Annotated in this window: 13 protein-coding genes, 1 tRNA gene and 1 pseudogene (2 of these 15 only partly in view); 10 read left to right on the forward strand and 5 right to left on the reverse strand. The window is 64.1% G+C overall.

Annotated elements, in window-relative coordinates; genetic code table 11:
- The 4 genes from ahbB to EGH24_RS08075 form a co-directional block, all read left to right on the forward strand.
- A protein-coding gene (gene ahbB, locus EGH24_RS08060) for a siroheme decarboxylase subunit beta (RefSeq protein WP_142979647.1) crosses the window boundary here: on the forward strand, nucleotides 1–233 show its final stretch. It extends 823 nt beyond the left edge of the window; only the last 233 of its 1,056 coding nucleotides appear in the window; its start codon lies off the left edge, out of view; the stop codon is at nucleotides 231–233.
- A gap of 75 nt (nucleotides 234–308) precedes the next feature.
- Nucleotides 309–656 (forward strand): ferredoxin, encoded by a 348-nt coding sequence (locus EGH24_RS08065; protein ID WP_142979648.1) that lies wholly within the window; start codon nucleotides 309–311, stop codon nucleotides 654–656.
- Between the two features lie 44 nt (nucleotides 657–700).
- Nucleotides 701–785, forward strand: a tRNA-Leu gene (locus EGH24_RS08070).
- 384 nt (nucleotides 786–1,169) lie between these two features.
- The gene (locus tag EGH24_RS08075) at nucleotides 1,170–1,661 is read left to right on the forward strand and encodes a DUF5813 family protein (RefSeq protein WP_142979649.1); all 492 of its coding nucleotides are present in this window, start codon (nucleotides 1,170–1,172) and stop codon (nucleotides 1,659–1,661) included.
- 7 nt (nucleotides 1,662–1,668) lie between these two features.
- On the opposite strand, the gene EGH24_RS08080 is transcribed toward EGH24_RS08075, so the two are convergent.
- Nucleotides 1,669–1,902 (reverse strand): Lrp/AsnC family transcriptional regulator, encoded by a 234-nt coding sequence (locus EGH24_RS08080; protein ID WP_142979650.1) that lies wholly within the window; start codon nucleotides 1,900–1,902, stop codon nucleotides 1,669–1,671.
- A 2-nt stretch (nucleotides 1,903–1,904) separates the two neighbouring features.
- On the reverse strand, nucleotides 1,905–2,594 hold the full coding sequence (locus EGH24_RS08085) for a potassium channel family protein (RefSeq protein ID WP_142979651.1): 690 nt from the start codon (nucleotides 2,592–2,594) through the stop codon (nucleotides 1,905–1,907).
- Between the two features lie 87 nt (nucleotides 2,595–2,681).
- Between EGH24_RS08085 and EGH24_RS08090 the strand changes: the two genes are divergently transcribed.
- On the forward strand, nucleotides 2,682–2,915 hold the full coding sequence (locus EGH24_RS08090) for an Lrp/AsnC family transcriptional regulator (RefSeq protein ID WP_142979652.1): 234 nt from the start codon (nucleotides 2,682–2,684) through the stop codon (nucleotides 2,913–2,915).
- Nucleotides 2,916–3,008: 93 nt separating this feature from the next.
- Nucleotides 3,009–3,326, forward strand: coding sequence for a hypothetical protein (locus tag EGH24_RS08095; RefSeq protein ID WP_142979653.1), 318 nt, complete (start codon nucleotides 3,009–3,011; stop codon nucleotides 3,324–3,326).
- A gap of 61 nt (nucleotides 3,327–3,387) precedes the next feature.
- Here the strand turns inward: EGH24_RS08095 and tmk are convergent, their stop codons facing one another.
- Complete coding sequence (tmk, locus tag EGH24_RS08100) at nucleotides 3,388–3,969, reverse strand: dTMP kinase (RefSeq protein WP_142979654.1); 582 nt, start codon at nucleotides 3,967–3,969, stop codon at nucleotides 3,388–3,390.
- A gap of 312 nt (nucleotides 3,970–4,281) precedes the next feature.
- Between tmk and EGH24_RS08105 the strand changes: the two genes are divergently transcribed.
- From EGH24_RS08105 to cofG, 4 genes and pseudogenes are all read left to right on the forward strand, one after another.
- Complete coding sequence (locus EGH24_RS08105) at nucleotides 4,282–5,181, forward strand: complex I NDUFA9 subunit family protein (RefSeq protein ID WP_142979655.1); 900 nt, start codon at nucleotides 4,282–4,284, stop codon at nucleotides 5,179–5,181.
- Between the two features lie 282 nt (nucleotides 5,182–5,463).
- Nucleotides 5,464–6,642, forward strand: a pseudogene (locus EGH24_RS08110) (tubulin/FtsZ family protein).
- Nucleotides 6,643–6,684: 42 nt separating this feature from the next.
- Nucleotides 6,685–7,329 carry a 2-phospho-L-lactate guanylyltransferase gene (gene cofC, locus EGH24_RS08115; protein ID WP_142979656.1) on the forward strand — a complete coding sequence of 215 codons (645 nt, stop codon included), beginning with the start codon at nucleotides 6,685–6,687 and terminating at the stop codon, nucleotides 7,327–7,329.
- A 55-nt stretch (nucleotides 7,330–7,384) separates the two neighbouring features.
- Entirely contained in the window at nucleotides 7,385–8,524 is a 1,140-nt protein-coding gene (gene cofG / locus EGH24_RS08120) for a 7,8-didemethyl-8-hydroxy-5-deazariboflavin synthase subunit CofG (protein ID WP_142979657.1), read from the forward strand.
- A 16-nt stretch (nucleotides 8,525–8,540) separates the two neighbouring features.
- On the opposite strand, the gene EGH24_RS08125 is transcribed toward cofG, so the two are convergent.
- Both EGH24_RS08125 and cofH read right to left on the reverse strand, forming a co-directional pair.
- Nucleotides 8,541–9,092, reverse strand: coding sequence for a metal-dependent hydrolase (locus tag EGH24_RS08125; protein WP_142979658.1), 552 nt, complete (start codon nucleotides 9,090–9,092; stop codon nucleotides 8,541–8,543).
- A gap of 5 nt (nucleotides 9,093–9,097) precedes the next feature.
- Nucleotides 9,098–10,166, reverse strand: the 3' portion of a protein-coding gene (gene cofH / locus EGH24_RS08130; RefSeq protein ID WP_142979659.1) for a 7,8-didemethyl-8-hydroxy-5-deazariboflavin synthase subunit CofH. Its footprint extends 329 nt past the window's final position; 1,069 of the gene's 1,398 nt are visible here — the last part of the coding sequence; its start codon lies beyond the right edge, outside the window — the gene reads right to left on this strand; its stop codon occupies nucleotides 9,098–9,100.

Consider the following 10,166-nt stretch of genomic DNA (forward strand, 5'->3'; position numbering starts at 1 on the left):
CNGTCGGCNNNCTCCCGTACGTGACGCTCTGTTATCACCGCCCGCGGCGACCCGACCAGGACTGGCCGTACAACCTCTTTACGATGGTTCACGGCCGGGAAGCCGACGCGGTCGATGCGAAGATCGACGACCTCGCCGCCGACTACCTGCCGGTCGATCACGAACGGCTCTACTCGACGGCAACGCTGAAACAGACCGGCGCGCAGTACGAGGAGCTGTTGGCCGAGGAGTAGCTGGGCAGCCAGCGGCTGGACGGCGGCCGCGCGCCGATCGACACACGAAAGGTCACCCGGCACCAACGAGCAGCCATGAGTGAGGAGCGCGAGGAGCGACGGAAGCCGAGCGAGTTCGGCACCGACGAGGACGCCCCGCCAGTCGACGAAAAGCCATACAAGATCATCTTCGAGGCGAACAAGTGCTTCGGCGCGGGCAAATGCGCAGAGGCCTCCCGCAACTGGGAACTCGATCTGGAGACAGGTGTCGCCCAGCCGCGAGCGTACTTCATCGACGAATCGGAACTCGATGAGAACGTCCGCGCCGCGGAGCTCTGTCCCGCAAAGAAGGACCGCGGTATTATTCATATCATCGACCGCGAGAAGGATATCGAGATCGCGCCCGACCCCCACGGCGACGGCTCGCTGAGCGTCGACTGGTAACCAACCGAAACCGACTTTTGTACGATCGGAGAACGGGTAGACGCGCGAGGGTGGCTGAGCCTGGCCAAAAGCGGCGGGCTTAAGACCCGCTCCCGTAGGGGTCCGAGGGTTCGAATCCCTTCCCTCGCATCGCGTGTCCGAACGATAGTGAGGACCGCGTATCGGTCTGGAAGGATTCGAAGTAGGGAGCAGCTTTGCTGCGACCGTGGTTCGAATCCCGTCGCTGTCATTCAGTTTTCGAATTGCGTAGAACCCACTCGTAAGTCACGAAAACACTTCCACGCAACACCAGCCGCTCACCAGTTTAGTTCTCGGAAAAGGCTGCCTGCCCACGCGAAAAGAAAAGTCTCGCGTAGGCGGGCGGCCTCAAATTGGTCCCCGCTGACGCTTCGGCCCTCCAAAGCGAAGCGTCACCTGAACACTGTCACGGTAGTTACTTAATAATTTCGGGATCGGTTGTTCCTGCCGTCGTCGTGCGAGACTGTTTTCTCATCGGGGCCCCACAACCGGCGTATGAGCGATCTTCCCGAGCGATTTCGGCGGGCCTTCGAGCGTCACACGTCGTTTGAAGCGCGTGACGACGGCAGTTTCGAGTCAGTAACCACGGCCTTCGACGGCGTCGTCGACGCCGAACCGACCGGCGACAGCGAGGTTCGGTTTTCGATCACGGTGACGGTCCCGCTGCTGGGGTCAGTCACCGAAGACGAGATGGCGGATATCGTCGAGGACGGCTGGTACGAAACATTCGAACTCCGCGTGACCGACGTGGGGAAGATTTTCCGCACAACTCGGGAGTTGTCACCGACGGTCAGACGCGAGGGCGACGATGTCGTCGTCGAAGCGGCGTTCGCCGACAGCAACGCCGACCGCGGCGTCGACGACGCGGGCGCGCTGATCGACTTCGTAGAGGGCACCTACGTCCAAGGAATCATCCCGGGTTACGAGTACACCGAACCGGTCGCCAGTATCATCGACCAAGCCCGGCAGACTGCCGGCAGCAACTAACCGCCACTCAGTCCATTGCGACGTAGGTCTGGGTGGTTTCGACGCCGGCGATCGTCTGGATGCCGCCGGCGACGATATCTTTCACGTCGCTGGGGGACTCGACCGATACTTTCGTGATGAAATCCACGTCGCCGGCGACGATGTTGGCCTGCGTCACGTCATCGAGGGCTTCCATCTCACGTTTGACGCGGTCGGCTTCGCTGGTGTTGGCCTTCACGAGGATGTAGGCAGTGACAGCCATCGTCACTCGCCTCCCGCGACCGCGGCGGCCGAGGGCTCCTCGCCGACCAAGAGCTGGCGGACGCCCGAGAGCTCCGAGAACTCCGCCAGCACGGCCACGCGGTCGCCGGCCTCAAGCGAGTCGTCGGGCAGCGGGATGCCGAGCGGTTCGTCGGCCTTCCCGAAAGCGAGGATGCGTGCGTTGGAGGGCAGTGTCACCTCGCTCAGCGTGTAGCCTTTCATCGGTGACTGTTCGGAAACGGTGATGAGAACTATCTGGAGGCTTTGGGCCACATCGGCGATGGCGGTGATCGACCCGCCGAGCAGCGCGTTTTTCGCGCCGATCGCACCGAGGCGTTCGGGGTAGACGATCTCGTCGACTTCGTCGGCGTACTTCTGGTAGATCTCCTCGCGGTAGTCCTCGTCGATGCGCATGACCGTCCGGCAGCCGTGATGGCTGGCGATCAGACACGCCGAGAAGTTGACGTTGAGGTCGCCGGTCAGCGCGCCCAGTGCGTCGGCGGTCTCGATTCCGGCATCCTGCAGCACCGACTCACGGGAGCCGTCGCCGACGATCACCTCGAACTCCTGGGCGCGAGCGGTGTCGGCTTTCGCGGCATCGCGCTCGATCAGCGTTACCTCGTGGCCTTCGTCGCGGAGGACACGGGCGGTTCGAAGCCCGACGCGGCCAGCACCGATAATGACGAATCGCATGTGATCTGCTAACACGCTCACCGCGCATAACTGTATCCCTGCCGCGGCCGTGGGAACGCTTTTGTCCGCGGTGTGTGAAACGAACACATGGTCCACGCGTTCGTCATGGTCAAAACCGCGGTCGGCGTCTCGGAAGCCCTCATCGACGACATCCGCGCGTTGGCGTCGGTGACCGAAGCCCACATCGTCGCCGGCGAGTTCGATATCATCGTCGAAGTCACCGTCGACGAGGTCTACGAGGTGTTGCATACGACCGCCCGCGAGATTCAGGCTCTCGATGGCGTCGAAGAGACGAAAACCTACATTTCGTTGGATGACTGATCCGCCAAGTCGCTGACCCCGGTCGAAGCCAACAGCGACAGTCGAGACGGCGCAAGCGACACCGCAAAGAGTCGTCGCCTCCTACGGACCCCCATGCTCGGGATCATCAATCTCGGATTGTTTTTCGTCCTCCTCGCGGCCCACACCGTCGTCGCCGCGGTGCTGACGCGGTTCTTCCGGCTACGACTGGACACGCAGGCCGGCTGGATCGGCTACTCGCTGGGGCTGACGCCGATCATCCTCTTCGCGTCGACGCTGATCTTTACCGGCGGGCTCGGTATCGGCCCGAACCTCGGCTCGCCGATCGTCGCCTTCGCCGTGCTGATCGGTCTGCCGGTCGCCCTCGGGATGACGATCGATCTGCTCTACGTTACGCAACCGGAGGACGTGGAACTCCCGCAACGGCAGTAAGCAGCCGCAGCAACAGTGGGCAGCCGCCGGGACAGAAACAGGGCCACAACAGCAACCGGCCTCAGAGCGCGTCGTCGATGCGGGCTTCGACGGCCTCGAAAACCGCCGCCGGCGACTGCGTCGCGTCGATCCGGGCGAACCGCTCGGGGTCGGCGTCGATGAGTCGCTCGTAGTTCTCTCGAACCCGCTGCAGATAGTCCGACTGCTCGAATTTGTTGGTCTTCCCGCTCCGCTCGGCAGCGGTTTCGGGGTTGATATCGAGATAGATCGTCAGATCAGGCTGCCGAGTAAAGGGCTCGTGGACCGACTGGATGTACGCGAGCGGGTCGTCGATGTCGCTGTCGGCCAGCGTCGCGCCCTGATAGGCGTATCGGGAGTCGCTGTAGCGATCCGAGACGACGAGGTCACCATCGGCGAGGGCGGGCCGGACGACACGCGAGAGGTGGTCGGCGTGGTCAGCCGTGTAGAGAAACAGCTCCGCCAGCGGGTCGGCGTCGTCGGCGTCGATGGAGCGGTAGACGGCGTCGCCGTACCACGACTCGGTCGGCTCTCGGGTGAACACGGCGTCGGGATACGTCTCCCGCAGGGACTCCCAGACGGTCGTTTTGCCGCTGCCGTCGAGGCCCTCCAGAGTCACGAGCATACAGGCCACTCCGTGCGATGGCCTATCAACGGTTCGTTCCTCGCTGCAGACAGCATTGATGCGGCGGTGTTCAGCTACGAGCAGGACAAGCAGGTGAGTCAACTGACCAACCGGCTTCCTGGTGGACTGAAAGGGCGAGACGGTCTCGGCGAACCCGGCCGACGCAAGCACCGCAGCGAACGCAGTGAGCGAGGAGCGCAGCGAGGCCCGGGAGCCGAGAGCGTCGAGGGCTTTCTACACGTCTCTTTCTCGTTTGAACACGACTCATGATAGACGCGCTACTTTTAGGTCGATTCGGCGACATGGATCGGTATGCAGGTTCTCGTAGCCGGCGGAAACGGATTCATCGGGACGAACCTCGTGGCCGAACTCACCGCAGCCGACCACGACGTGACGGTACTGGCACGGAACCCCGACAGCGACGCCCTCCCTGACGACGTGGCGACCGCCAGCGGCGATATCACCGCCTACGACTCCATCGAGTCGACCGTTGCGGGCCACGACGCCGTCGTCAACCTCGTCGCGCTCTCGCCGCTGTTCAAGCCGAAAGGCGGCGACAAAATGCACGACGAAGTCCATCGCCACGGGACGGAAAACCTCGTCCGCGCCGCCGAGGAAGGCGGTGTCGACCGCTTCCTCCAGATGAGCGCGCTCGGTGCCGACCCCAACGGCGCGACGGCCTACATCCGCGCGAAGGGCCAAGCCGAAGGCCACGTCACCGACTCCGATCTCGACTGGACGATCATCCGGCCCTCGGTCGTCTTCGGCGAGGGCGGCGAATTCGTCTCCTTCACGAAGAAACTCAAGGGGATGTTCGCGCCGGGCGTCCCGGTGTACCCGCTGCCGGGCGGCGGCAAAACCCGGTTCCAACCGATCCACGTCGACGACCTCGTCGGCATGTTGGCCGAAACGCTCACCGACGACACCCACGTCGGCGAAACCTACGAACTCGGCGGCCCCGAGAACCTCACGCTCCGGGAGATCACGAACATGGTCTACGAGTCGGAGGGCAAATCGATCTCAATCGTGTCGGTGCCGATGGGGCTTGCGGGGATCGGGCTCTCGGTCGGCGGGAAGATCCCCGGCTTCCCGATGGGAGCCGACCAGTACCGCTCGCTGCAGTTCGACAACACGACCGACGACAACGACATCGGGGCCTTCGGCCTCGACGAAAGCGACCTGACGACGCTCGGCGACTATCTGGGCCTGTAACCGCGGACTGACGTGACAGCTGAGCTGATGTATCAGCCGATATATAAAGCGTGAGCAGCCGCCGTCGTTGGCTCACTTTTTGTCCGGTAAGCCAAACCTACGGGATGCGGGTAATTTCGGAATCGACGGTTCCAAACGGGTTAGTGGCGTGAATCGGTAGTGTGAGACCTTCTCACGGGAGATATTCACACGAAAGAGACACATCGAGTAAAATCGGGACAGCCACAAGCTTTATCCCTGCTTTCCCACTTCTATTCAGCCAATGGAGAGGGAAAGCACCAAATGAAACTCGCGATGATCGGCTTCGGACAGGCCGGCGGGAAAATCGTTGACAGGTTCCTCCAGTACGACAAGGAGACGGGCTCCAATATCGTCCGGGCAGCCGTCGCGGTGAACTCCGCGAAGGCAGATCTGATGGGACTTGAAAACATCCCCGAGGATCAGCGAATCCTGATCGGTCAGTCACGGGTCAAAGGCCACGGNGTCGGCGCNGACAACGAACTCGGNGCNGANATCGCCGAGGAGGANATCGANGAGGTGCAGGGCGCCATCGACTCCATCCCNGTCCACGANGTNGACGCCTTCCTCNTNNTCGCNGGNCTCGGCGGNGGCACCGGCTCCGGNGGNGCNCCNGTGNTCNCGAANCANCTCAAGCGNATNTACACNGANCCGGTNTACGGNCTCGGNNTNCTNCCGNGCNNNGACGAGGGTGGTATCTACACGCTCAACGCGGCCCGCTCGTTCCAGACGTTCGTCCGNGAGGTNGACAACCTCCTNGTCTTCGACAACGACGCNTGGCGGNAGACCGGCGAATCNNTNNANGGNGGCTACGNNGAGATCAACNNNGAGATCGTCNNGCGGTTCGGCATCCTCTTCGGNGCNGGCGANNTCNNACNNGGCGNNGAGGTNGNNGANAGCGTCGTCGACTCCTCGGAGATCATCAACACGCTCTCCGGCGGCGGCGTCTCCACGATCGGCTTCGCCGAGGAAGAAGTCGAGGAGACCTCCACCGGCGGACTGCTCTCGCGGTTCACCGGCAGCGACGACGAGGACGACCTCGATAGCGCGAACACGACCAACCGGATCACGAGCCTCGTGCGGAAGGCCGCACTCGGCCGGCTNACGCTNCCCTGTGAGATCGACGGCGCNGAGCGNGCNNTNNTCGTNNTNNCNGGGCCGNCGAAGTANCTNAACCGNAAGGGNATCGAGCGCGGTCGNAAGTGGCTCGANGAGNANACCGGNNNNATGGAGGTCCGCGGCGGCGACTACCCNNTCNNNGGNNCNGNNNNCGTCNCCNGCGTCNTCCTGCTGTCCGGNGTNACNAACGTTCCCCGNATCAAGGAGCTCCAGCAGGTCGCCATCGAGGCACAGGACAACATCGACGAGATCAATCAGGAAAGCGACGACAACCTCGACGAACTCGTCAACGACGACAGCGACGAACTCGAATCGCTGTTCTGAGTCGTCCTGTCACTTCTTTGATCCCCGCCGTTTCTCCCAGCTATGCGTAGCATCGTTCCCTTCGCGGCCACCGAGCCGAAATCCCGCCTCGACAGCGTGCTTACCACCGACGAGCGTGCCGCGTTCGCGCGGGTGATGCTGCGGTCCGTCCTCTCGACGCTCCGCGACGCTGGCCACAAGCCGACAGTACTTGCGACGGCTCCACTCGACGAGACCACGCTGCCGGCGGAAACCCCGGTCGTTGTTGACGACCAACCATTGACGGCCGCAGTCAACGACCAGCTTGCGGCCGCCGAATCACCGACGTTGATCGTCATGGCCGACCTTCCGCTGGCGACGCCCGACACCATCGGGCGACTCACCGCCGCAAGCGACGACGCGGGCGACGATGCCGACATCGCTATCGCGCCGGGACTCGGCGGCGGGACGAACGCGCTCGTGGTTCGGGACCCGGCGTTTCGGGTCGATTACCACGGCGCGTCGTATCTCGACCACCGCGCGGCTGCCGTCGATTGCGGCGCGACGGTGCAAACAGTCGACTCCCGCCAACTCGCAACCGATATCGACGAGCCGAGCGACTTCGCCGAGGTGTTGATCCACGGCGACGGCGCGGCCCGCGTGTGGCTCGACGACGCCGGCTTCGAACTCGATACGAGTGGCGGTCGAGTCGGTGTTCGGCGGCGGTAGCGGCGAGCGACCGGGCAGCCGAGCGGTTTTTGCGCCTCGGGAGCCGCTGTCCGGTATGTTCCCGGCGGCCGAGGCCTATGAGATCGCAATCGACATCGACGAGGCAGATGTCGAGTCGGTACTCGCCATCGATCCGAGCGATGTCGCGGCCCCGGCCGAACTCACNTTCNCGCGGAACGTNTTCNTCCCGCTGACGACCGCCTGCCGNTACACCTGNANCTACTGCANCTACTACGACGTNCCCGGNGAGGCGANNCTGNTGTCNCCGNNNGNGNTCCGCGATGTGGTCGAAACCGGCGTCGCCGCCGGCTGCACGGAGGCCTTGTTCACCTTCGGCGACAAACCCGACGATCGCTACACCGAGATTCACGCCCAACTCGACGACTGGGGCTACGAATCGATTATCGACTACCTCTATGCAGCCTGCGAGATCGCGCTCGATGAGGGCCTGCTCCCGCACTCGAATCCCGGCGACATCACCCAATCGGAGTTCCGACGACTCCGCGAGGTCAACAGCTCGATGGGCGTGATGCTGGAGACGACTGCCGATGTCGACGCCCACAGCGGCGGTCGCCGGAAGACGCCCGGCCAACGGCTCAACACGATCCGCGCGGCCGGCCGCGAAGGGGTGCCGTTCACCACGGGCCTGCTCGTCGGCATCGGCGAGACGNGNCGCGACCGCGCCGAGAGCCTGCTGGCGATNCGAGAGNTACATGAGCGGTACGGCCACGTGCAGGAAGTCATCATCCAGAACGTCGTGCCCAACGAGCGGTCGGATTTCGACCAGCCGTCGGTCGCAACGATGCGGCGAGCAGTGGCGATGGCCCGCGCCGCGTTGCCCGAGGAAATCTCGGTGCAGGTGCCGCCGAACCTCTCGCCGACCGGCGACCTAATCGACTGCGGCGTTGACGACCTCGGCGGCGTCTCGCCGGTCACTGACGACTACATCAACCCCGAGTACGCGTGGCCCGCACTTGAGGAACTCACCGGGATCGCCGACGACGCGGGCCTGCCGCTGTACGAGCGACTGCCAGTGTACGACCGGTACTTGCCGGGAGAGGTTCGCCGTGACGATGTCGCGCCCGCACCAGATCCTGTTGACAACGACGCGTGGCTCTCCGCACGGATTCGGTCGGCACTCACCGCCGACAACGACGCCGGCCGTCGCTATCAAGCAGTCGCACGCCGAGAGTGACGCACCCACGAAGCGACTACAACTGGCCGTCAACGACCGCTGGTACCCGTTTACGCACGAGCGCGTAGAGCACGGCGACGGCGACGTTGATCGCCGCGATCGTCGGGATCGGAGCCGGAAACAGCAAGCCGGCGAGCGAGCAGACAACCGTAATCGCCAGATCTTCCGCAGCCCCATCGTACCGCACCCAGTATTTCGGCTGCAGCCAGCGGCCTCGGAGATGCAGATAGACGGCCTCGCTGCTGGTTCGCTCCCACGGCTCCAGCTCGTCGCCGGCCCCGAACCAGTCCATCCCCGAGTGGACGGCCATCGAGACGACCGCGACGGCGACAGCGACGGTCAGGGCCGTCGGCCGGATCGCGGCGAGTGCGAGCAACGGGATCGCCGCCAGCCAGTAGGCCTCCGGGAAGTGAAGCGTCCGGCGGTGGCGACCGACGAACAGGTCCAGATCCGGGAGGACACCGCCGGCCATGCCGCCGATCGCTGCTGGGACAACAAATTCGGGAGCGAGAATGAGGGTCGGCGCGGCGACAACGAGCCCGACGCCGATGTGGGTTGGATTCATCATGGCCGTCAGTCGTCGGCGGCCAGCGTGTCAGTCGGTTCCGTATCGAGCATCGGCGTCCCGTCGGCTCGCGGCCCAAGCGTCGGGCCGTAGGTGTGGTCGTTGTCGCCCGCAACGCTGATCGGGCGTTTCGTCCGGTAGTCAGTCGAGCGCTCGACGGGCCGGCGACCAATGGCAGAGATCATCTCGACGTAGTCGGCGACGCTGCGGAACTCGCCGTAGCTGCCGCCCGCGCGTTTGGTGATCTCCTCGGAGAGGATCGTCCCCATGAAGTCGTTCGCGCCGCAGTTCAGGAGTTTGAGCCCCTTTGCGTCGCCGTATTTGACCCACGAGCTCTGGATGTTGTCGATGTTGTCGAAAAAGAGCCGCGAGACGGCGATCATCAGCTCGTCNTCGGCGTCGNNNGCGCCGCCGTCGACGACGCCGNGNTNGTANAGNGGCGTNNTCTNGTGGACGAACGAGAGGGGNACGAACTCGNNGATGNNNCCNGTNCGGTCCTGNAGGTCNCGNACNCGCTTNAGGTGNANCGCGCGGTGGNNNTCGTTCTCGACGTGGCCGTACATGATCGTCGCCGTCNTNNNGAGGCCNGCGGCCNNCGCNCCCTCCATCGCTTCGAGCCACTCGCTGCTGCTGATTTTGCCCGGACAGACTACGTCGCGTACTTCCTCGACGAGGATTTCAGCGGCCGTGCCAGGTGCGGAATCGAGGCCGGCCTCGTGGAGCCGGCGATAGACTGTCTCATACTCCCAGTCGGTGCCGCGGCGGGCGTGGTAGGCCTCTTCGGGTGTAATCGAGTGGACGTGAATCCCGTCGATCGACATCGCGTCGATCTGTTCGACGTAGGTGCCGGGATCAGTCTCGTAGACTGCGGGCGGTTTGTAGTTGGCCTCGCGGGCGGGCTCGTCGTAGCCGGTCAGTATCTCGTGGTGCTCGTCGTCGAGTGCGAACGCCGGATGCAGCCCGGAGACCGAACAGACCTCCGAGATCCCCATATCGAGTGCGTCGTCGACGATTCGGCGGGAGTCGGCGGGTGTCTTCGTGAATCCCGCGTGCTCGGCGTCGTGGTCGGCTTCGAAG

The organism is Halonotius terrestris (assembly GCF_006861665.1).
Lineage (GTDB): Archaea > Halobacteriota > Halobacteria > Halobacteriales > Haloferacaceae > Halonotius > Halonotius terrestris.

Excerpts from the sequence above, each read along its gene's own strand:
- EGH24_RS08065 (WP_142979648.1), top strand. The coding sequence starts at position 309 with ATGAGTGAGGAGCGCGAGGAGCGACGGAAGCCGAGCGAGTTCGGCACC.
- EGH24_RS08075 (WP_142979649.1), top strand. The coding sequence starts at position 1,170 with ATGAGCGATCTTCCCGAGCGATTTCGGCGGGCCTTCGAGCGTCACACG.
- EGH24_RS08080 (WP_142979650.1), bottom strand. The coding sequence starts at position 1,902 with ATGGCTGTCACTGCCTACATCCTCGTGAAGGCCAACACCAGCGAAGCC.
- EGH24_RS08085 (WP_142979651.1), bottom strand. The coding sequence starts at position 2,594 with ATGCGATTCGTCATTATCGGTGCTGGCCGCGTCGGGCTTCGAACCGCC.
- EGH24_RS08090 (WP_142979652.1), top strand. The coding sequence starts at position 2,682 with ATGGTCCACGCGTTCGTCATGGTCAAAACCGCGGTCGGCGTCTCGGAA.
- EGH24_RS08095 (WP_142979653.1), top strand. The coding sequence starts at position 3,009 with ATGCTCGGGATCATCAATCTCGGATTGTTTTTCGTCCTCCTCGCGGCC.
- tmk (WP_142979654.1), bottom strand. The coding sequence starts at position 3,969 with ATGCTCGTGACTCTGGAGGGCCTCGACGGCAGCGGCAAAACGACCGTC.
- EGH24_RS08105 (WP_142979655.1), top strand. The coding sequence starts at position 4,282 with ATGCAGGTTCTCGTAGCCGGCGGAAACGGATTCATCGGGACGAACCTC.
- cofC (WP_142979656.1), top strand. The coding sequence starts at position 6,685 with ATGCGTAGCATCGTTCCCTTCGCGGCCACCGAGCCGAAATCCCGCCTC.
- EGH24_RS08125 (WP_142979658.1), bottom strand. The coding sequence starts at position 9,092 with ATGATGAATCCAACCCACATCGGCGTCGGGCTCGTTGTCGCCGCGCCG.